Consider the following 20,445-nt stretch of genomic DNA (forward strand, 5'->3'; position numbering starts at 1 on the left):
CCCTACTTCGAGGGCTGAGGGGTGTGACAGGTGATCTTGGGGTTGGCGCCGACGTAGTTCAGCGGGCCGGCGACGATGGTGAGCGCCGTGTCGCCGAAGCTCTTGCAGCTGACGTCCTTGTTGCTGCCGAAGTAGCCGCGCTGGGCGGCGGCAGCAACGCCGATCACGAGCCAGACCACGATGACGATGCCGATCAGGTTGCGCATGTCGGTCGACGTACCCCGCCGCGGCAGGATCATGCCCCGTCAGGACTCCCCGTCGATGAGGTACGACGACCCGCTCTTCACCAGGTGCAGGGTGGGGTGGTCGGTGCTGTGCGTGCCGTTCGTCTTCACGTAGGCGATGTCGTAGGACACCGTCATCGAGGCGGGGTCCGCCACGATGTTGCTCGGCGTGGCCGACGAGATCGTCCTCCAGAACCCGTGGTACCCACCGTAGTGGCCACTCTGCGCCTGGAAGGCCGGCGTCAGCATCGCGTACGTCGCGTGGTCGTCCGAGGTCACGGTCGCGAAGTAGTGGGTGATGAAGGCGGTCATCGCAGCGGCCGACGCGGCGTTGCCCGAGGACGAACTCGACGGGTTGGTCGGACTCGACGCCGTCGAGCCGCCACCGGCGCCCGGGTGCTTCCCGCCGTTCCCGGAGTTCGAGGTCAGGGCAGCGACGGCGATCACCACAACAGCGACCAGCGCCACGACGGCGGCGACCCACGGCCACACCGGCCCGCGCCGCCGATCGCGACCGGCGGGCGGTGGAGCCCGGGTCGGGGCGGGTGCAGCCGGACCCACGACGAGGGCCGGGTCGGCGACGATCGGCGGCACGGCCATCGGCTGCTCGGGAGTCGCGTCCAGGACCCTCGTGGAGTCGAGGTCTGCCACGTCCAGCGGGGCGGGGTGGACCGCCACGTCGCGGCCCTGCGCCAGGAAGTCCCGCACCTGCGCCATGCTCCAGCGATCGGCCGGCTCGCGGGTCATGGTGTGCTCGAGCACCGGCGCCAGCCACCCGGCCTCGGCCAGCCGCGGCGGTTCCTCGTGCACGATCCGGTAGAGCGCGCCCATCAGGTTCTCGCGCGTGTCGTACGGCGGGTGGCCGGCCAGGGCGTGGAAGAGCGAGGCGCCGAGCGACCACACGTCGGAGGCCTCCGTGGCGGTCGCTCCGGACGCGACCTCGGGGGCCAGGTAGGCGGGGGACCCGGTGACCAGCCCGGTCTGGGTCAGCGAGGCGTCCGCCTCGGCCCGGGCGATCCCGAAGTCGGAGAGCTTCACGTCGCCGCCCGGGGTGACCAGCATGTTGGACGGCTTCACGTCGCGGTGCACGATCCCGACCGCGTGGGCGGCGGCCAGGGCGTCGGCGGCCTGCCGCACCAGCACGGCGGCCTCGTCCGGCGCCAGTGCGCCGTCCCGGCTGATCAACGCCGCGAGGGTGACCCCCTCGACGTACTCCATGACCAGCCAGTGGTCGTCGCCGTCGTCGACGAGGTCGTAGACCGCGACCACGTGGGGGTGGTTCAGCCGCGCCGCCAGCCGGGCCTCACGCTCGGCGCGCTCGAGGTCGGGCGAGCTCGCACCGGGGACCATCCCGATCCGCTTGAGTGCGACGTCGCGGCCGAGGACGTCGTCACGTCCGAGCCACACGGCGCCCATCCCGCCGCGGCCGATCTCCCGGCCGCGGGAGTACCTCCCAGCGATCAAGTCCACGTCCTCCTCGGTGCGCCAGCCTAGGCGAAGTACCCTGGCCGCCCTTCAAGATGCGGGGCCCGTGACGACGAGGAGGGCTCGTGGCCACCTGGCGCGACGTCGAGGACCTGGTCGCGTCGATGCCGGACGCCACGCTCGGCGAGGCCCACGAGGGGTCGCCGGCGTGGTACGCCGGCCGGCACCAGTTCGCGCGGCGCCGCGACGTCGACGGCCACGCGGTGGTGCAGCTCTGGAGCGGTGACCTGGACCTGGGCCGACAGCTCGCGCCGCGCTCCGGCACCTTCGTCCGGCTCGACACCTTCGAGTTCCGGGTCAGCGTCTGGGTGCGTCTGGACCGGATCGGGCGGCGGGAGCTCGCCGAGCTCCTCCTGGACTCCTACCGCGTCCGTGGGGGAGCACGCCGCGCGGCGCGGGTCGACCAGGCGCGCTACTTCGGCGGACCAGGACCGGCCGACGACGCGGCCGGGCCGTGAACCCGGTGGAGGGCACCCCGACGGATGCGGCAGGCTGGACCCGACACCTCCCGAGACGGAAAGGTCCGGCGTGACTCGCCAAGCCCCAGATCCGACCCTGCTGGACGACCTCGAGTGGCGCGGCCTGATCGCCCACTCGACCGACCTCGACGCTCTGCGCGAGGCACTCACGGCCGGCAGCGTGCGCTTCTACGTGGGCTTCGACCCGACCGCACCGAGCCTGCACATGGGCAACCTGCTGCAGCTGACCACCGCACGCCGGCTCCAGGACGCCGGCCACACGCCGTACCTCCTGGTGGGCGGCGCCACCGGTATGATCGGTGACCCCAAGGAGTCCGGCGAGCGCACCCTGAACTCCCTCGACACCGTCAAGGACTGGAGCGAGCGGGTACGCCGTCAGGTGACGCCGTTCGTCAGCTTCGAGGGGACCAACGCGGCGACGGTGGTCAACAACTACGACTGGACCGCCAGCCTGTCGACCATCGACTTCCTGCGCGACATCGGCAAGCACTTCCCGGTGAACCGGATGCTCGGGCGCGACACCGTGAAGCGGCGCCTCGAGTCGGGCATCAGCTACACCGAGTTCAGCTACGTGCTGCTCCAGTCCATGGACTTCCTCAGCCTCTACCGCGAGCACGGCGTGACGCTCCAGCACGGCGGTGAGGACCAGTGGGGCAACATCACCGGCGGCGTGGAGCTGATCCGGCGCGCCGACGCGGGCAAGGCGCACGCGTTCGTGACGCCGCTGGTGACCAAGCCCGACGGGACCAAGTACGGCAAGACCGAGGGTGACGCCCTGTGGCTCGACCCGCAGATGATGTCGCCGTACACCTTCCACCAGTGGTGGCTCAACGTCGACGACTCCCAGGTCAGCCAGATGCTGCGACTGTTCACCTTCCTCTCGCGGGCCGAGATCGAGGGGATCGAGGCCGAGATGACGGAGAAGCCCTGGCTGCGATCGGGGCAGCGGACGCTGGCCGACGAGGTCACCACGCTCGTGCACGGACAGGCCGAGACCGACAGCGCGAAGGCGGCGGCCGCCGCCCTGTTCGGTGGTGGAGACCTCCACGCGCTCAGCCCGGCCACGCTCGCGGCGGCGCTGCGCGGCGCGGGCGCCACCGCCGTGCCGGCGCTGGTCCCGGTGGTCGACCTGCTCGTGGAGACCGGGCTCGCCAAGAGCCGCGGTGAGGCCAGACGCACGATCACCGAGGGCGGCGCCTACCTCAACAACGTCCGCGTCGAGGACCCCGAGGCGGAGCCACGTCCCGACGACCTGATCGGCGGGACCTGGCTGGTGCTGCGGCGGGGCAAGAAGAGCTTCGCGGGCGTCGAGGTCGGCTGAGATGGAGCTCGAGCCGTCGCAGCCGACCTCGGCCCGCTGGCTCGACTCCCTGCCCGAGCAGGCCCGGCGACACCTGCCTCCGGCCGTCTGGGCCTACGTCCACGCCGGTGCCCGTGAGGGGACGAGCACGGCGGAGGCCACCGCGGCGTGGCGCGACGTCCGGTTCCGCACCCGCGTCCTGCGTGACGGGGGTGAGCCCGACCTGGGCACCCGGATCCTGGGCCACGGGTTCACCTCTCCACTGGGGGTCGCGCCGACCGCGATGCAGCCGGTGGTCCACGCCCAGGGCGAGCGCGGCATGGCCCGTGGCGCGGAGGCCGCGGGCTGCCTGCACGTCGTCTCCTCGAACGCCGGTACGCCGTTCGCCGACCTGGGGGCCCGGCACTGGTGGCTCCAGGCCTACCTGCCACCGGACCGGGAGGACTTCCTGCCGGTCGCCGTGGCCGCAGCCGCGGCCGGGGCCACCGCCCTCGTGCTCACCGTCGACACGCCGTACCCGGGGACCAAGTACGCCGCCGACGAGGCGGACTGGACGGGCATCGACCTCAGCTGGTGGCGCGTCAACTACCCCCGCCGCGACCCCGAGGGCGCGCTCTGGAAGGCGGTCACGGCCGACGACGTGGGCTGGCTGGGGGAGAGCACCGGACTGCCGGTGGTCGTCAAGGGCGTGCTCCGTGGCGACGACGCGCTGCGCGCCGTCGAGGCCGGCGCGGCCGCGGTCTACGTGTCGAACCACGGCGGCCGCCAGCTCGACCGCAGCGTCAGCACGGCGCGGGCTCTCCCCGAGGTGATCGAGGCGGTGGGGGACCGCACCGAGGTCTACGTCGACGGCGGGGTCCGGAGCGGGCTCGACGCCCTGGCCGCGCTGGCCCTCGGCGCCCGGGCGGTGTTCCTGGGACGCCCCGCGCTCCAGGCCCTGGCGGTGGACGGCGCCCGCGGGGTCGAGCGGCTGCTGTCCGAGCTGTCCGCCGAGCTCGCCGACGCCCTCGCCCTGGCCGGCTGCCGACGACCCGAGGAGGCCCCCGACCTGTTGCCGGCGGCGGGAACCGCAGGCCGCTGACCTGCGACGATGCGGCTGTGGTCCGGGTCACGCGGAGCCGATTTGCACGGTTGCACCGCAGCCCATACTGTTCTCTCCGTCGCCAGGGAGCGGCGGGAGGCAAGACCAGTCGGTCGGGCTTCCGGCCCCGAGGTGACACCCAGCCCTCAGTCGAAGCCCTTCATCGGGTGGAGTTGCTGTGCGTCTGATTTTTGAGAACTCAACAGTGTGTTTGTCGATGAATTGGTTTGTATGAATTCTCCGTTGCCATGGCTCTTTGGGGTTGTGGTGGAGGTTCTTTTTGAGTTGACGAACGATGATTCTTGGCGATTGTTTGCTAGTTGATCGTTTTTTGGCTTGGACAAGTTTTCTGTTTTTCTATGGAGAGTTTGATCCTGGCTCAGGACGAACGCTGGCGGCGTGCTTAACACATGCAAGTCGAGCGGAAAGGCCCTTTTGGGGGTACTCGAGCGGCGAACGGGTGAGTAACACGTGAGTAATCTGCCCCTCACTCTGGGATAACTGCCTGAAAGGGTGGCTAATACCGGATATTCTCCTTGCACCGCATGGTGTGGGGTGGGAAGATTTTTTGGTGGGGGATGTGCTCGCGGCCTATCAGCTTGTTGGTGGGGTAATGGCCTACCAAGGCTTTGACGGGTAGCCGGCCTGAGAGGGTGACCGGCCACACTGGGACTGAGACACGGCCCAGACTCCTACGGGAGGCAGCAGTGGGGAATATTGGACAATGGGCGGAAGCCTGATCCAGCAACGCCGCGTGAGGGATGACGGCCTTCGGGTTGTAAACCTCTTTCAGCACAGACGAAGCGCCCTGTCGGGTGGTGACGGTATGTGCAGAAGAAGCACCGGCCAACTACGTGCCAGCAGCCGCGGTAATACGTAGGGTGCGAGCGTTGTCCGGAATTATTGGGCGTAAAGGGCTCGTAGGCGGTTTGTCGCGTCGGGAGTGAAATCCATTGGCTTAACTGGTGGCTTGCTTTCGATACGGGCAGACTGGAGGTATGCAGGGGAGAACGGAATTCCTGGTGTAGCGGTGAAATGCGCAGATATCAGGAGGAACACCGGTGGCGAAGGCGGTTCTCTGGGCATGTCCTGACGCTGAGGAGCGAAAGTGTGGGGAGCGAACAGGATTAGATACCCTGGTAGTCCACACCGTAAACGTTGGGCGCTAGGTGTGGGATCCATTCCACGGGTTCCGTGCCGCAGCTAACGCATTAAGCGCCCCGCCTGGGGAGTACGGCCGCAAGGCTAAAACTCAAAGGAATTGACGGGGGCCCGCACAAGCGGCGGAGCATGCGGATTAATTCGATGCAACGCGAAGAACCTTACCTGGGTTTGACATACGCCGGAAAGCTCCAGAGATGGAGCCCCTTTTAGTCGGTGTACAGGTGGTGCATGGCTGTCGTCAGCTCGTGTCGTGAGATGTTGGGTTAAGTCCCGCAACGAGCGCAACCCTCGTTCTATGTTGCCAGCATGCCCTTCGGGGTGATGGGGACTCATAGGAGACTGCCGGGGTCAACTCGGAGGAAGGTGGGGATGACGTCAAGTCATCATGCCCCTTATGTCCAGGGCTTCACGCATGCTACAATGGCCGGTACAAAGGGCTGCGATCCCGTGAGGGGGAGCGAATCCCAAAAAGCCGGTCTCAGTTCGGATTGGGGTCTGCAACTCGACCCCATGAAGTCGGAGTCGCTAGTAATCGCAGATCAGCAACGCTGCGGTGAATACGTTCCCGGGCCTTGTACACACCGCCCGTCACGTCACGAAAGTCGGCAACACCCGAAGCCCATGGCCCAACCACCTTGTGTGGGGGGAGTGGTCGAAGGTGGGGCTGGCGATTGGGACGAAGTCGTAACAAGGTAGCCGTACCGGAAGGTGCGGCTGGATCACCTCCTTTCTAAGGAGCACGCACCCAGCACGGCATCCGTGCCTCCCGCGTCCGCGGGGGTCTGGTGGTGTCGGCGACATGGTGGTGTTCACTAGTGGAATCATCGACATCTCCCCGCCCGGTATGCCGGGTCCGGGCCTGCTGCTCCTAGGTGAGCAGTGTGGTTCTGGTCTGGTGGGTGGGGGCACACTGTTGGGGTTCTGAGGAATCAGACCCGGATCCGTCCCGGCCGTGCCGGCGTCCAGCTCCTGCCTGTGGTGGGGGGTGGGGGTCGTCGGTGGGGGTGGTGGGGTGTGGTTGCTTGGTTCCCGGCCTGCGCGGGCTCCTCCGGTACGGGGGGGTGGTGTGTGGGTGTGGGGTTGTTGTTTGAGATCTGGATAGTGGACGCGAGCATCAAATTCTTTTGTAGTTGTGTCGAGTGTGCATCACCAGCCTGGTGTGCCCGCTGCTGATCTGTTGTTTCCATGTGGTGCCGTCGTGGTCTGGTTGCTGTGCCCTGTAGGTGGGGGTGTGGTGGTCGGGGTGGGGCGGTTTTTGTGCGTGGTGGGGCGGGTTGGTGTGGGTGGGTTGGGTTGGTGGTGTGTGTGACAAGCTGTGAAGGGCACATGGTGGATGCCTTGGCATCAAGAGCCGATGAAGGACGTAGGAGCCTGCGATAAGCCCTGGGGAGTTGGCAACCGAGCGTTGATCCGGGGGTGTCCGAATGGGGAAACCCAGCTGGAGTCATGTCCAGTTACCCGCGCCTGAATGAAATAGGGCGTGTGGAGGGAACGTGGGGAAGTGAAACATCTCAGTACCCACAGGAAGAGAAAACAATAGTGATTCCGTGAGTAGTGGCGAGCGAAAGCGGATCAGGCTAAACCGTTTCAGTGTGATACCTGGCAGGGGTTGCTGGAGCGGGGTTGTGGGGCGTGTTTGTTACCGGGCTGCTGGCCGGTTGCGAAGTGATCAAGGTGTGGTGAAGTTGAAGTCCATTGGAAAGTGGCACCGTAGAGGGTGATAGTCCCGTAGGTGTAAGCCGCACTCTTCGTGAGCACGTACCCAAGTAACACGGAACTCGTGAAATTCCGTGTGAATCTGGCGGGACCACCCGTCAAGCCTAAATACTTCTTGATGACCGATAGCGGACAAGTACCGTGAGGGAAAGGTGAAAAGTACCCCTGGCGGGGAGTGAAATAGTACCTGAAACCGTGTGCCTACAATCCGTCAGAGCCTGGCATCCCTTCGGGGGTGGGTGGGTGATGGCGTGCCTTTTGAAGAATGAGCCTGCGAGTTTGTGTTGTGTTGCGAGGTTAACCCGTGTGGGGGAGCCGTAGCGAAAGCGAGTCCGAAGAGGGCGGTTCAGTAGCACGATCAAGACCCGAAGCGAAGTGATCTATCCATGGGCAGGTTGAAGCGTCGGTAAGACGACGTGGAGGACCGAACCCACTTCAGTTGAAAATGGAGGGGATGACCTGTGGATAGGGGTGAAAGGCCAATCAAACTTCGTGATAGCTGGTTCTCCCCGAAATGCATTTAGGTGCAGCGTTGCGTGTTTCTTGCCGGAGGTAGAGCACTGGATAGCCGATGGGCCCGACCAGGTTACTGACGTTAGCCAAACTCCGAATGCCGGTAAGTCAGAGCGCAGCAGTGAGACTGCGGGGGATAAGCTCCGTAGTCGAGAGGGAAACAGCCCAGACCATCAGCTAAGGCCCCTAAGCGGTGACTAAGTGGAAAAGGATGTGGAGTCGCAGTGACAACCAGGAGGTTGGCTTGGAAGCAGCCACCCTTGAAAGAGTGCGTAATAGCTCACTGGTCAAGTGATTCCGCGCCGACAATGTAGCGGGGCTCAAGTCATCCGCCGAAGCTATGGCATTCACGCGTTGACCAAGCCGCCGGCTTGTCCGGTTGGTTCAGGTGTGTGGATGGGTAGGGGAGCGTCGTGCCGCCAGTGAAGTCCCGGAGTGATCCAGGGGTGGAGGCGGCACGAGTGAGAATGCAGGCATGAGTAGCGAATGAGGAGTGAGAAACTCCTCCGCCGAATGATCAAGGGTTCCAGGGTCAAGCTAATCTGCCCTGGGTAAGTCGGGACCTAAGGCGAGGCCGACAGGCGTAGTCGATGGACAACGGGTTGATATTCCCGTACCGGCAACATGGCGCCCCTGACGAACCCGGTGATGCTAACCATCCGAAACTTCGCTGACCAGACCCTTCGGGGCGCGGCGGCGGAGCAGAGCGTGGGACCCGAACCGGTAGTAGTCAAGCGATGGGGTGACGCAGGAAGGTAGCCCAACCGTGGCGATGGTAGACCACGGGCAAGGACGTAGCACGGGCGGTAGGCAAATCCGCCGCCCTCACTTCAATGTGACGTGTGAGATCTGACGCGGAGCCATCAGTGGTGAAGTGGGTGATCCTATGCTGCCAAGAAAAACCTCTAGCGAGCCATGCGCCGCCCGTACCCCAAACCGACTCAGGTGATCAGGTAGAGAATACCAAGGCGATCGAGCAAACCATGGTTAAGGAACTCGGCAAAATGCCCCCGTAACTTCGGGAGAAGGGGGACCCGGAGCGTCAACCCACTAGCTGGGGGAAGCGTGAAGGGTCGCAGAGACCAGGCCCAAGCGACTGTTTACTAAAAACACAGGTCCGTGCGAAGTCGCAAGACGATGTATACGGACTGACTCCTGCCCGGTGCTGGAAGGTTAAGGGGACGGGTCAACCACTTCGGTGGTGAAGCCTCGAACTTAAGCCCCAGTAAACGGCGGTGGTAACTATAACCATCCTAAGGTAGCGAAATTCCTTGTCGGGTAAGTTCCGACCTGCACGAATGGAGTAACGACTTGGGCGCTGTCTCAACCATGGACTCGGCGAAATTGCACTACGAGTAAAGATGCTCGTTACGCGCGGCAGGACGGAAAGACCCCGGGACCTTTACTATAGTTTGGTATTGGTGTTTGGTACGGCTTGTGTAGGATAGGTGGGAGACTGTGAAACCCCCACGCCAGTGGGAGTGGAGTCAACGTTGAAATACCACTCTGGTCGTATTAGATGTCTAACCTAGGCCCATGATCTGGGCCAGGGACAGTGCCTGATGGGTAGTTTAACTGGGGCGGTTGCCTCCTAAAATGTAACGGAGGCGCTCAAAGGTTCCCTCAGCCTGGTTGGCAATCAGGTGACGAGTGTAAGTGCACAAGGGAGCTTGACTGTGAGACAGACATGTCGAGCAGGGACGAAAGTCGGAACTAGTGATCCGGCACCACCATGTGGATGGGGTGTCGCTCAACGGATAAAAGGTACCCCGGGGATAACAGGCTGATCTTCCCCAAGAGTCCATATCGACGGGATGGTTTGGCACCTCGATGTCGGCTCGTCGCATCCTGGGGCTGGAGTAGGTCCCAAGGGTTGGGCTGTTCGCCCATTAAAGCGGCACGCGAGCTGGGTTTAGAACGTCGTGAGACAGTTCGGTCCCTATCCGCCGCGCGCGCAGGAAACTTGAGAAAAGCTGTCCCTAGTACGAGAGGACCGGGATGGACGAACCTCTGGTGTGCCAGTTGTCCCGCCAGGGGCACCGCTGGTTAGCTACGTCCGGACGTGATAACCGCTGAACGCATCTAAGCGGGAAGCACATTTCAAGATAAGGTTTCCCACCCACAAGATGGGGTAAGGCCACCCGCAGAACACGGGATTGATAGGCCGGAGGTGTACAGCAGCAATGCCCAGCCGACCGGTACTAATAGGCCGAGGGCTTGTCACCCACACCCCCAACACACCAAAGAACTTGTGCCCGCGTCCACTACCAGAATCTGAACCAACAAACCCAACCCCCAAACACCCACACCAACACGTGTGTGAAACCCCGGGGGACAGGGACATGGGAAAACAACACCATAAGGTTCACCACGTTACGGCGGCCATAGCGACAGGGAAACACCCGGACCCATCCCGAACCCGGAAGTTAAGCCAGCCAGCGCCAATGGTACTGCAACCGACAGGCTGTGGGAGAGTAGGACGCCGCCGAACAATCTTCGCCGATGGGGGCCATCTTCGGATGGCCCCCATCGCTATCGTGGGGCAGGTTCGGTGCCCCGCCACCGGTCAACAACCCGAGGAGTAGCCGTGGCAGACGGTCGTCGTGACAGCAACGACGGCAACGCCCGTGGGAGGTCCGGTTCTTCGGGCCGACCCGCTCCGCGTTCGTCGGAGGGCCGTCCCAGTCGCGGCCGACCCTCGTCGGAGCGCGGCTCCGGGCGTTCGTCCGGTCGTCCGGACCGGACCGACCGCAACGGCCGCCCCGACCGTGCCGGCACCGACGGGCGGCGTACCTCGTCGTCGTCCGCTCGCCCGGCGCGCAAGGGCGACTGGTCCCGGCCCGCGGCCGACCAGGGCGACCGGACCGAGCAGCAGGAGCGGTACGACGGACCGCCGCTGCCCGAGGAGATCACCGGGCGCGAGCTGGACCGCTCGATCAGCGGCCAGCTCAAGGGTCTTCCGGACAAGCTGGCCCTGCGGGTGGCCCGCCACCTGGCGGCGGCCGGCCTGCTGATCGACTCCGACCCGGAGACCGCCTACCAGCACACCCTGGCCGCCCGGGCCCGGGCCTCGCGGCTCGCCGTGGTGCGCGAAGCGGTGGGCGAGGCGGCCTACGCCTCGGGGCACTACACCGAGGCGCTCGCGGAGCTGCGCGCAGCCAAGCGGATGAACGGTGCGACCGACTACCTGCCGATCATGGCGGACTGCCACCGTGCCCTGGGGCAGCCCGAGCAGGCCCTGAAGCTGGCCAAGAGCCCGTCGGTGGCCCGCTTCCGTCCGGAGGCCAAGGCGGAGATGACCCTGGTCGAGGCGGGCGCCCGTCGCGACATGGGCCAGCTCGACGCGGCGCTGCGCACGCTGGAGCTCGCACCGCTGCAGTCCAAGAGCCGCGAGCCGTGGGTCGTCCGCCTGCGCTACGCCTACGCGGACACCCTCGAGGCGGCCGGCCGCGACACCGACGCACTGGCGTGGTTCCACCGGACCCACGCGATCGACGCCCACGACCTCACCGATGCCGCGGACCGTGCCGACGCGATCGAGAAGCGCCAGGACGCACCGAACGACTGAGCGTGACCCGGCACCGGCCGCGCCACTGGCGTTTGGCGGTCTCATCGGTCACAATGACTCCACAACTACACACCTGTCACACCAGGTAGATCTTTCATCGCGCAGAGCCCGCTGGGGAAGGCGTCGCTCCGATGCCGCTGATGAAGGAGAACCCGGTGACCGCACACATCACCAGCCGCCCCGCTGCGACGACGCGGGGCGTGTTGTTCGTGCACTCCTCGCCCTCGGCGCTGTGCCCGCATCTCGAGTGGGCGGTTGCCGGGGTGCTGGGTGCCGCCGTCGACCTCGAGTGGGCACCGCAGCCCGCCCAGGCGGGCACCTACCGGGCCGAGCTCTCCTTCGCCGGTGAGCCCGGGACCGCCGCTGCGATCGCGTCGGCGCTGCGAGGGTGGAACCACCTGCGCTTCGAGATCACCGAGGACCCGACGGCGCAGTCCGAGGGAGCACGCTTCTCCTACACCCCGGACCTCGGCGTCTTCCACGCCGTCACCGGCCTGCACGGCGACATCATGATCCCCGAGGACCGGCTCAAGGCCGCGGTGGTCAAGGCCGCCGTCGGCGAGACCACGCTGCTCGGCGAGATCGACAAGCTCCTCGGCAAGCCCTGGGACGACGAGCTGGAGACCTTCCGGCACGCCGGCGAGGGAGCCCCGGTGCGCTGGCTGCACCACGTGGTCTGAGCGCGGCGACGGCCGCGGTCAGCGACGCGACAGCCTGAAGTGGGCCGGCTCGAACCACCGGGTGTGCTGGACGGGAGGGTCGGTGGGGAGCTGGCCCGGCGTGTACCACCGCAGCCGGGCCGTGATCGTGAACCGGCCGGGGACCACCGTGGGGCGGCACACGGCGAACGCGGCGCGACCCGACGCGGGGTCCGCGTCGGCGTAGAGGTCGCCCGCCCCCCGCGGCCTGCCCCGCGGGTCGTAGAGCCACGTCTCGAGGGTCCAGTCCGGGGAGCCCGGCTTCACGACGTAGTGGTAGTGATGCGGGTGGCAGCCGGGGCGTAGGACGCCGTCGCGGGACCGGAGGTGGCCGTAGGCCGTCGTCCAGGCCGCTGCGGCCCCGGAGCCCATCAGGAGTAGCGCGAGCGCGAGCACGACGAGGCCCGACATCCTGCGGCCGGGGGCGTTCGTCCGGTCCACCTGTCGCGGTCACCTCCTCGCGAGTACGAGAGGACCAACGACCGCGCCCGGTGTGGGTTACGTCACCGGGCGCGCCCGCGCCGCGTCAGAGCGGGATGTTGCCGTGCTGACCGCGGCGCACGCCGACGGCCTGCACCGCGTCGTAGATCGCGCGGGCCAGGGCGGTGCGGGTCTGCGCCGGCTCGACGATCTCGTCGACCACGCCGATCTCCACGGCCTTCTCCACCCCACCGGCCTGCCGCTCGTGCTCGGCAGCGAGCTCGGCCTCGACCTGGGGACGGATCTCGGGTGAGACCTCGGCCAGCTTGCGCCGGTGCAGCACCCTGATCGCCGCCACGGCCCCCATCACCGCCACCTCGGCGCCCGGCCACGCGAACACCTTGGTCGCTCCCAGGGAGCGGGCGTTCATCGCGATGTAGGCGCCGCCGTAGGTCTTCCGCGTCACCAGGGTCACCCTGGGTACGACGCACTCGCCGAAGGCGTGCAGGAGCTTGGCGCCACGGCGTACGACGCCGTCCCACTCCTGCCCGACGCCCGGCAGGTAGCCGGGCACGTCCACGAGCACGATCAGCGGGACGCCGAGGGCGTCGCACAGCCGGACGAAGCGCGAGGCCTTCTCCGCCGACAGGGAGTCCAGGCAGCCGCCCAGCCGCAGCGGGTTGTTGGCCACCACGCCGACGGTGCGGCCGCCGAGGCGCCCGAGGGCGGTGACGATGTTGGGCGCCCAGCGCTCGTGGAGCTCCTGCATGGTGTCGTCGTCGAGGACCGCTGCGACCAGCGGGTGCACGTCGTAGGCACGCTTCTTGGACTCCGGCAGCATCCGAGAGAGGTCGCGGTCCTCGACCAGGTCGAGGTCCAGCTGGCCCTGCGAGCCGAACAACGAGGCGACCGTGCGGGCGCGCTCGAGTGCCTCGGCCTCGCTGTCGGTGAGGATGTGGACCACGCCGGAGCGTCGCCCGTGCGGCTCGGGTCCGCCGAGGCGCAGCATGTCGACGTCCTCACCGGTCACTGAGCGGACCACGTCGGGCCCGGTCACGAAGATCCGGCCCTCGGGTCCGAGGATCACCACGTCGGTCAGGGCCGGGCCGTACGCCGCGCCACCGGCGGCCGGGCCGAGCACGACCGAGATCTGCGGGATCTTGCCCGAGGCCTGGGTCATCGCCTGGAAGATCCGGCCGACCGCGTGCAGCGACAGCACGCCCTCGGCGAGCCGGGCGCCCCCGGAGTGCCACAGGCCGATGATCGGGGTGCCCTCGGTCATCGCCCGGTGGTAGGCGTCGACGACCACTCGGCAGCCGACGTCGCCCATCGCGCCGCCCATGACCGTGGCGTCGGAGCAGAACGCGACGACGCGCCGGCCCTTGACCCGGCCGACCGCGGCGAGCATCCCGGAGTCGTCCTCGGGAGTGATCAGCCGCAGGGTGCCTTCGTCCAGCAGCGCGGTGAGCCGGTGCAGCGGGTGGCGGGGGTCCTCGGTGCGCGGTGGCTTGGTCGCGGTGGCGGTCATCAGACCGACCCGAAGGCGACGGCGACGTTGGCCCCGCCGAACCCGAAGGAGTTGTTCAGGGCGGCGATGTCGCCCGACGGCAGGTCGCGGGCGGTGGTCGGGATGTCGAGCTCCACCTGAGGGTCCTTGTCGTCCAGGTTGATCGTGGGAGGACTGACCCGGTGGTGCAGGGCCAGCACGGTCGCGATCGCCTCGAGGGCGCCGGCGCCACCGAGCAGGTGGCCGGTCATCGACTTGGTGCTGGTGACCACGACCTGGTCGGCGTGCGAGCCGAGGGTCGCGTGGATCATCAGGCCCTCGGCGATGTCGCCCTGCGGGGTCGACGTCGCGTGCGCGTTGATGTGGGCGATGTCCGAGGCGGAGATCCCGGCCTCGTGCAGCGCCCGCACGATCGCCCGGGCCCCACCGCGTCCGGCCGGATCGGGCTGGGCGATGTCGTGGGAGTCGGCGGTGATGCCGGCGCCGAGCACGGTGGCGTAGATCCTGGCGCCGCGCGCCAGAGCATGCTCCTCCGACTCCAGCACCAGGACGCCGGCTCCCTCGCCGAGCACGAACCCGTCGCGGGCGAGGTCCCAGGGCCGGGAGACCGTGGTCGGGTCGCCGTCGTTCTTCGACAGCGCCATCATGTTGGCGAACGCCGCCATCGGCAGCGGGTGGATCGCCGCCTCGGTGCCGCCGGCCAGGACGATGTCGGCGCGGCCGAGCCGGATCTGGTCCAGGGCCAGGGAGATGGCCTCGTTGCCCGAGGCGCACGCCGAGACCGGGGTGTTCACGGCGGCCCGCGCGCCGACGTACAGGCTGATGTTCGCGGCCGGGGCGTTGGGCATCAGCATGGGTACGGCGAGTGGTGAGACCCGGCGCGGACCCTTCTCGAGCAGGGTGTCGTAGTTGGCGAGCAGGGTGGTGACCCCGCCGATGCCCGAGGCCATGGCGACGCCGAGCATGTCGTTGTCGATCTCGGCGCCCTCGAGCCCGGAGTCGGCCCAGGCCTCCATGGCCGCCACCATCGCGAACTGGGAGGAGCGGTCGAGCCGGCGGGCCTTGACCCGCTCCAGCACGTCACCGGGCTCGACGGCGATCCGGCCGGCGATCTTGACCGGCATCCCCTCGACCCAGGCATCGTCGAGGTGACGGACGCCGGACTGGCCCTTGATCAGGGCGTCCCAGGTGGACGACACGTCGCCACCGACCGGGGAGGTCGTCCCCAGGCCGGTGACGACGACACGCTTGACAGACATGGTGGGTCCTCGCGAGTGGTGGGCGGACACGGTGGGTGGACCGGCGGCTGCCGGTCTCAGCCCTGGGCGTTCTCGATGAAGGAGACGGCGTCGCCGACGGTCTTGAGGTTCTTCACCTCGTCGTCGGGGATGGACACGCCGAACTTCTCCTCGGCGGCCACGACGACCTCGACCATGGACAGCGAGTCGACGTCGAGGTCGTCGACGAACGACTTGTCGAGCTGGACGTCCTCGACGGGGATTCCCGCGACCTCGTTGACGATCTCGGCGAGGTCGGCGCGGATCTCTTCGGTGGTGGCCATGGCCGGGTGGTTCCTTTCGGTTGGGTGAGGTGGAACGTCGTCACGGGACGGTGATGACCTGGGCGGCATACGCCAGGCCGGCACCGAACGCGATCAGCAGCGCGATGTCCCCGCTGCGGGCCTGGTCCTCGACCATCATCCGGTCGAGGGCCAGGGGAATGGAGGCCGCCGAGGTGTTGCCCTGCTCGGCGATGTCGCGGGCGATCCTCACCCGCTCGGGGAGCTTCATGGCGCGGGCCATGGCGTCGATGATCCGCATGTTGGCCTGGTGCGGCACGAACACGTCGAGGTCGTCGACGGTCAGCCCGGACAGCTCCAGCGTCTGCTGCCCGACCTTGGCCATGGTGAAGGAGGCCCACCGGAAGACCGGGTTGCCGAGCATCATCAGGTTGGGCATCTCGGACTTCCCGGCGGCGATCACGTCGCGCCAGTCCTCCTTCTGCCGGATCAGGTCGTACTGCTCACCGTCCGAGCCCCAGACGACCGGGCCGATGCCCGGCTTGTCGCTGGGTCCGACGACGGCCGCGCCGGCGCCGTCGGCGAAGATGAACGCCGTACCGCGGTCGGTGGTGTCGGTGATGTCGGACAGCCGCTCCACCCCGATCACCAGGACGTGCCCGGCGCCGCCACCGCGGACCATCTGGTCGGCGAGCGCCAGACCGTGGCAGAAGCCGGCACACGCCGCCGAGATGTCGAAGGCGGCAGCCTGGTCGGTGCCGAGCTCGTAGGCGATCGCCGGGGCGATCGCCGGGGTCTGGAGCATGTGGGAGACGGTCGCGACGATCACGCAGTCGATCTGCGCCGCGGAGATGCCGGCGCGCTCGATGGCGCTGCGCGAGGCGGCCACCGACATCATCTGCACGGTCTCCTCGGGCGTGGCGAAGCGGCGCTGCTTGATCCCCGATCGCTGCTGGATCCACTCGTCGCTGGAGTCGATGGCGTCGACGATGTCGGCGTTGGGCACGATCCGCGACGGGCGGTAGCTGCCGACGCCGAGCACCGCGGAGTACGCCGCTCCGGCGACCGGGACGATCGTGGCCATCAGGCGGCTCCCTCGGGGTGGAGCCGGACCAGGGGCTGACCGGGGGAGACCAGGTCGCCGTCCTCGACCAGCCACTCGACGACCTGGCCGCCGTGCGGTGCGTGGATGGCGGCCCGGTCGCGCGAGCTGGCGACGTCTCCGAGGGTGGCCCCGGGGGCGAGGATGCCGACCTCGGCGGCCTCGGCGTCGCGGTGGAAGGTGCCCTTCATCGGGGAGACGACCATCATCCAGGTGGGCGTGGTCTCGATCATCGAGGCCTCGCCGTGCTTGGCGCAGAACGCGCGGGCGTCGTCCAGCTGGTCGGGGGTCTTCAGGGCGAAGGTCTCCACACCGGGAAGCGCGCGCTTCGCGATGCCGACCAGGGTGCCGGCGGGAGGCATCTCGAGGATCCCGGTGACTCCCAGGTCGCTCATCGTCTCCATGCAGAGGTCCCACCGCACGGGGCGGGCGATCTGCCCGACGATCCGGGCGATCACCTCGCGGCCGTCGTGCACGATCTGGCCGTCCCGGTTGGAGATCACCGGGGTGCGGGGGTCGTGGGTCGAGACCGAACGGGCCAGGGTGGCCATCCGGCCGACCGCCTGCGCCATGTGCTCGGTGTGGAACGCTCCGGCGACGCTGAGCGGGATCAGCCGCGCCTTGGCGGGAGGCTCGTCGGCCAGGGCCTGGAGCTGCTCGAGGGTGCCGGCCGCGACGATCTGCCCGGGCCCGTTGTCGTTGGCGGCGGTGAGGCCCTGGGCCGCCAGCGCGGCCAGCACCTCGTCGCGGTCGCCGCCCAGGACCGCGGTCATGCCGGTCGGGGTGACCGCGGAGGCCTCGGCCATCGCGTTGCCGCGCTCGCGGACCAGGACCATCGCCTGCTCGGCGGTGATCGCCCGGGCGCCGGCGGCGGCCGCGATCTCCCCGACGCTGTGGCCGGCCACGGCCCCGATCTGGCTGAACGCGTCGGCCGGGTGGGGGAAGAGCTCGAGGGCGGCGATCAGCCCGGTCGCCACGAGCAGTGGCTGCGCGATCCTGGTGTCGCGGATGGTCTCGGCGTCGGCCTCGGTGCCGTAGTGGGCCAGGTCGAGGTCGGCCACGGTCGAGAGCCACTCGAACCGCGAGGCGAAGGTGGTGTCCTCGAGCCAGGGTGTGAGGAAGCCGGGAGTCTGGGCTCCCTGACCGGGGGCGACGATGACGAGCACCCCTCCAGCCTTGCGGGTCGACCGGCCGGGTGGCTCCTCCGGCGCGCACGAAACTCGCCCGCGGCTCTTTGTAGGGTTCCTACAAAGAGGCTGGGTCCGAGGGGGCGGGCTCCGCCACCCCCCGCGGGGACTGCCGACCCAGCACGAGCGCCAGCTGCAGGGTCAGGGCGTCGCGCGGGTCCGTGGCGGCGAGCCCGGTCAGCTCGGAGGCCTGCCGGAGGCGGTAGCGCACCGTGTTCGGGTGCACGAAGAGCGCCCGCGCGGCGGCCTCGAGCGACTGCCCCTGCTGGAAGTACGCCGTCAGGGTGTCGATCAGCGTGCCCTTGTGCCCACCGGCCTGCCGCAGGGGCAGGTAGACCTCCTCCACGAGGTGGCGCCGGGCGTGGCCGTCGCCGGCGAGCACCCGCTCGGGCAAGAGGTCGTCGGTGGCCACGGGTCGCGGTGCGTCGGGCCAGCCGGTCGCCGCCCGCAGCCCGGAGAGCGCGGCGCGGGCCGAGGTGTGGCCACTGCTGAGGTCGTCGGCTCGCGGGCCGACCACGACCGGACCGTCGCCGAAGAACCGGACCACCGCGCTGGCAGCCTTGTCGGGGTCCTCGACGCCACCGAGGATCACCACGAGTCGGTCGCCCTGGATGGCGCAGAGCGCGTCCAACCCTTTGCCCCGGGCGGCACGGCGTACCTCCTCGAACAGGTCCGGCGAGCGGGGGGAGGGTACGGCGCCCAGCACCACCGCCACGCCCTCGCTCTGGGCCCAGCCCAACGCACTCGCCCGAGACTGCACCGCCTCGTCGGCCTCGGCCCGCAGCACGGAGTCCACGACGAGTGCCTCCAGCCGGGCGTCCCAGGCGCCGCGGGCCTCAGCCGCGCGGGCGTAGACCTCGGCGGTGGCGAAGGCGACCTCGCGGGCGTAGCGGAGCACCGCGGCGTGGACGGCGGGAGCGTCGGCCGGGTCGACGACCTCGTCGACGTGGGACTCCACGACCTCGATCCCGAGCCGCACCAGGTCCACCGTCTGGCCCAAGGTGATCACCCCGGTCAGGGTGCGGGGGGCCGCCCCGAACACGGCCGCGGCGGTGTCGCCGGGGAACGCGTCGTCGTCGTCGAGCCGGAACCAGTCGACGAACCCCCTCATGCCGGCCTGGAGGATCTGGCCGACCCAGGCGCGGCTCTCGGCGCTCAGGTCGGCGAACCACGGCATGTCGGTGAGCATCCGTGACATGGCGGCGCTGCTGAGCGACCCGGTGGCCCGGCCCAGCGCCAGGGCCGCGCGTTCCCGCGACCCGCCACCGGGGGTCGGGAGCGCTTGGACGCGGGCGGGCATGTCTCGACCCTAGTGAGCGCGACGGCCGGTGTCATCGCCGGATCAACCGGGCGTGAAATCCCTTGTGGATACAGGGTTTCCGGCTTACGTACGGTGGGTACGTCTGGTTGAATCTCGCAGGACCCCGACCAGGAGGCTCACTGCCCCATGAGGCGCCAGCACCGCGTGCAGCACGTGACGATCCACGGCCACCGTCGCGCCTACGTCAAGGCGGGGTCCGGGCCGGCTCTCCTCCTCCTGCACGGCCTCGGCTGCGACCACACCACCTGGCTGCCGGTGATCGACACCCTGTCGCGCCGCTACACCGTGATCGCACCCGACCTGCTGGGTCACGGTGCGTCCGACAAGCCGCGCGCCGACTACAGCGTCGGAGGTTTCGCGAACGGGATGCGCGACCTGCTCACCGTGCTCGGCGTCGACAAGGCCACGGTGGTCGGGCACAGCTTCGGCGGGGGAGTGGCGATGCAGTTCGCCTACCAGTTCCCCGAGCGCACCGAGCGCCTGGTGCTGGTCGGCTCCGGCGGCCTCGGGCCCGAGGTGTCCCCGGCGATCCGTGCGATCACCACGACCGGCTTCTACCAGGTGATGGGCCTGCTCACGCTGCCCGGTGTGCGCCAGGTCGGTACGGCGGGCCTGCGTGCGCTGGCGCGGACCGGCCTCAAGGAGTTCCGCGACTTCGACGAGGTCGCGGGGATCTACGAGTCGTTCCGCGACCCCGCCGGGAGGGCGGCGATCCGGCACGTGGTCCGGGCGGTCGTCGACTGGCAGGGCCAGATCGTGACCATGGCCGACCGGGCCTACCTCACCCAGGCGATGCCGATGTGCGTGATCTGGGGCGAGGACGACCGGGTGATCCCGGTCAGCCACGCGGCGCACGCGGCCGAGCTGGCACCGGCAGCGCGGGTCGAGCTGATCCCCAACGCGGGACACTTCCCCCACAAGGACCACCCGCAGCGGTTCGTGAAGATCCTCGACGACTTCATCGCCAGCACCCGCCCGGCGTCGTACTCCCGGGCGCGCTGGCGTCGGCTGCTCGAGCACGGCGCCGATGCGCCCGCGCCGCTCGCCGCGGTGGTGGAGCTCGAGGTCCCGAGCGCCTGACCTGGCTCGGAGCCGTCAGTCCTGGGCCGGTACCGCGTCCTGCACGAACGAGGAGCGCCACCTGCCGGACTGCCTGATCTC

General features: G+C 68.4%; 15 protein-coding genes and 3 rRNA genes. 9 read left to right on the forward strand and 9 right to left on the reverse strand.

The window, feature by feature from the left end; genetic code table 11:
* Positions 1–2 precede the first annotated feature (2 nt).
* On the reverse strand, positions 3–239 hold the full coding sequence (locus E3N83_RS02795) for a hypothetical protein (protein WP_238343037.1): 237 nt from the start codon (positions 237–239) through the stop codon (positions 3–5).
* Positions 240–245: 6 nt separating this feature from the next.
* Positions 246–1,694 (reverse strand): serine/threonine-protein kinase, encoded by a 1,449-nt coding sequence (locus E3N83_RS02800; RefSeq protein WP_151081878.1) that lies wholly within the window; start codon positions 1,692–1,694, stop codon positions 246–248.
* A gap of 80 nt (positions 1,695–1,774) precedes the next feature.
* On the opposite strand from E3N83_RS02800, the gene E3N83_RS02805 reads away from it, so the two are divergent.
* The 8 genes from E3N83_RS02805 to E3N83_RS02840 all read left to right on the forward strand — a co-directional run bounded on the left by E3N83_RS02805 (position 1,775) and on the right by E3N83_RS02840 (position 12,210).
* The gene (locus tag E3N83_RS02805) at positions 1,775–2,167 is read left to right on the forward strand and encodes a hypothetical protein (RefSeq protein ID WP_151081879.1); all 393 of its coding nucleotides are present in this window, start codon (positions 1,775–1,777) and stop codon (positions 2,165–2,167) included.
* A gap of 70 nt (positions 2,168–2,237) precedes the next feature.
* A complete protein-coding gene (gene tyrS / locus E3N83_RS02810; RefSeq protein ID WP_151081880.1) occupies positions 2,238–3,509 on the forward strand; it encodes a tyrosine--tRNA ligase in 1,272 nt (423 codons plus the stop codon).
* A gap of 1 nt (position 3,510) precedes the next feature.
* On the forward strand, positions 3,511–4,569 hold the full coding sequence (locus E3N83_RS02815) for an alpha-hydroxy-acid oxidizing protein (protein WP_151081881.1): 1,059 nt from the start codon (positions 3,511–3,513) through the stop codon (positions 4,567–4,569).
* A 356-nt stretch (positions 4,570–4,925) separates the two neighbouring features.
* Positions 4,926–6,463, forward strand: a 16S ribosomal RNA gene (locus E3N83_RS02820).
* 576 nt (positions 6,464–7,039) lie between these two features.
* Positions 7,040–10,187 (forward strand): 23S ribosomal RNA (locus tag E3N83_RS02825).
* Between the two features lie 149 nt (positions 10,188–10,336).
* Positions 10,337–10,453, forward strand: a 5S ribosomal RNA gene (gene rrf, locus E3N83_RS02830).
* Together the 16S, 23S and 5S rRNA genes form the textbook arrangement of a ribosomal RNA operon.
* A 96-nt stretch (positions 10,454–10,549) precedes the next feature.
* Positions 10,550–11,530 (forward strand): tetratricopeptide repeat protein, encoded by a 981-nt coding sequence (locus E3N83_RS02835; RefSeq protein WP_151081882.1) that lies wholly within the window; start codon positions 10,550–10,552, stop codon positions 11,528–11,530.
* Between the two features lie 155 nt (positions 11,531–11,685).
* Entirely contained in the window at positions 11,686–12,210 is a 525-nt protein-coding gene (locus E3N83_RS02840; RefSeq protein WP_272950285.1) for a DUF3145 domain-containing protein, read from the forward strand.
* Positions 12,211–12,228: 18 nt separating this feature from the next.
* Here E3N83_RS02840 and E3N83_RS02845 read toward each other — a convergent pair whose 3' ends face one another.
* From E3N83_RS02845 to E3N83_RS02875, 7 genes are all read right to left on the reverse strand, one after another.
* Entirely contained in the window at positions 12,229–12,669 is a 441-nt protein-coding gene (locus E3N83_RS02845) for a hypothetical protein (protein WP_151081883.1), read from the reverse strand.
* A gap of 85 nt (positions 12,670–12,754) precedes the next feature.
* Entirely contained in the window at positions 12,755–14,176 is a 1,422-nt protein-coding gene (locus E3N83_RS02850) for an acyl-CoA carboxylase subunit beta (RefSeq protein ID WP_151081884.1), read from the reverse strand.
* Positions 14,176–15,414 (reverse strand): beta-ketoacyl-ACP synthase II, encoded by a 1,239-nt coding sequence (gene fabF / locus E3N83_RS02855; protein ID WP_151081885.1) that lies wholly within the window; start codon positions 15,412–15,414, stop codon positions 14,176–14,178. Before fabF ends, E3N83_RS02850 begins: the two co-directional genes overlap by 1 nt.
* A 56-nt stretch (positions 15,415–15,470) precedes the next feature.
* A complete protein-coding gene (locus tag E3N83_RS02860) occupies positions 15,471–15,716 on the reverse strand; it encodes an acyl carrier protein (RefSeq protein WP_151081886.1) in 246 nt (81 codons plus the stop codon).
* Positions 15,717–15,756: 40 nt separating this feature from the next.
* Entirely contained in the window at positions 15,757–16,758 is a 1,002-nt protein-coding gene (locus E3N83_RS02865) for a beta-ketoacyl-ACP synthase III (RefSeq protein ID WP_151081887.1), read from the reverse strand.
* The gene (locus tag E3N83_RS02870; RefSeq protein ID WP_151081888.1) at positions 16,758–17,942 is read right to left on the reverse strand and encodes an acyltransferase domain-containing protein; all 1,185 of its coding nucleotides are present in this window, start codon (positions 17,940–17,942) and stop codon (positions 16,758–16,760) included. The genes E3N83_RS02865 and E3N83_RS02870 overlap by 1 nt, the downstream gene beginning before the upstream one ends.
* 79 nt (positions 17,943–18,021) lie before the next feature.
* Positions 18,022–19,263 (reverse strand): PucR family transcriptional regulator, encoded by a 1,242-nt coding sequence (locus tag E3N83_RS02875; RefSeq protein ID WP_151081889.1) that lies wholly within the window; start codon positions 19,261–19,263, stop codon positions 18,022–18,024.
* Positions 19,264–19,410: 147 nt separating this feature from the next.
* On the opposite strand from E3N83_RS02875, the gene E3N83_RS02880 reads away from it, so the two are divergent.
* A complete protein-coding gene (locus E3N83_RS02880) occupies positions 19,411–20,364 on the forward strand; it encodes an alpha/beta hydrolase (protein ID WP_151081890.1) in 954 nt (317 codons plus the stop codon).
* The last annotated feature ends 81 nt before the right edge of the window (positions 20,365–20,445 follow it).

The sequence above is a fragment of the Nocardioides cynanchi genome, from assembly GCF_008761635.1.
In the GTDB taxonomy this organism is placed as follows: Bacteria; Actinomycetota; Actinomycetes; order Propionibacteriales; family Nocardioidaceae; genus Nocardioides; species Nocardioides cynanchi.

What these genes read in the sequence shown, in the direction of transcription:
- E3N83_RS02795 (WP_238343037.1), bottom strand. Translation starts at nt 239, where the DNA reads ATGATCCTGCCGCGGCGGGGTACGTCGACCGACATGCGCAACCTGATC.
- E3N83_RS02815 (WP_151081881.1), top strand. Translation starts at nt 3,511, where the DNA reads ATGGAGCTCGAGCCGTCGCAGCCGACCTCGGCCCGCTGGCTCGACTCC.
- E3N83_RS02850 (WP_151081884.1), bottom strand. Translation starts at nt 14,176, where the DNA reads ATGACCGCCACCGCGACCAAGCCACCGCGCACCGAGGACCCCCGCCAC.
- fabF (WP_151081885.1), bottom strand. Translation starts at nt 15,414, where the DNA reads ATGTCTGTCAAGCGTGTCGTCGTCACCGGCCTGGGGACGACCTCCCCG.
- E3N83_RS02860 (WP_151081886.1), bottom strand. Translation starts at nt 15,716, where the DNA reads ATGGCCACCACCGAAGAGATCCGCGCCGACCTCGCCGAGATCGTCAAC.
- E3N83_RS02865 (WP_151081887.1), bottom strand. Translation starts at nt 16,758, where the DNA reads ATGGCCACGATCGTCCCGGTCGCCGGAGCGGCGTACTCCGCGGTGCTC.
- E3N83_RS02875 (WP_151081889.1), bottom strand. Translation starts at nt 19,263, where the DNA reads ATGCCCGCCCGCGTCCAAGCGCTCCCGACCCCCGGTGGCGGGTCGCGG.
- E3N83_RS02880 (WP_151081890.1), top strand. Translation starts at nt 19,411, where the DNA reads ATGAGGCGCCAGCACCGCGTGCAGCACGTGACGATCCACGGCCACCGT.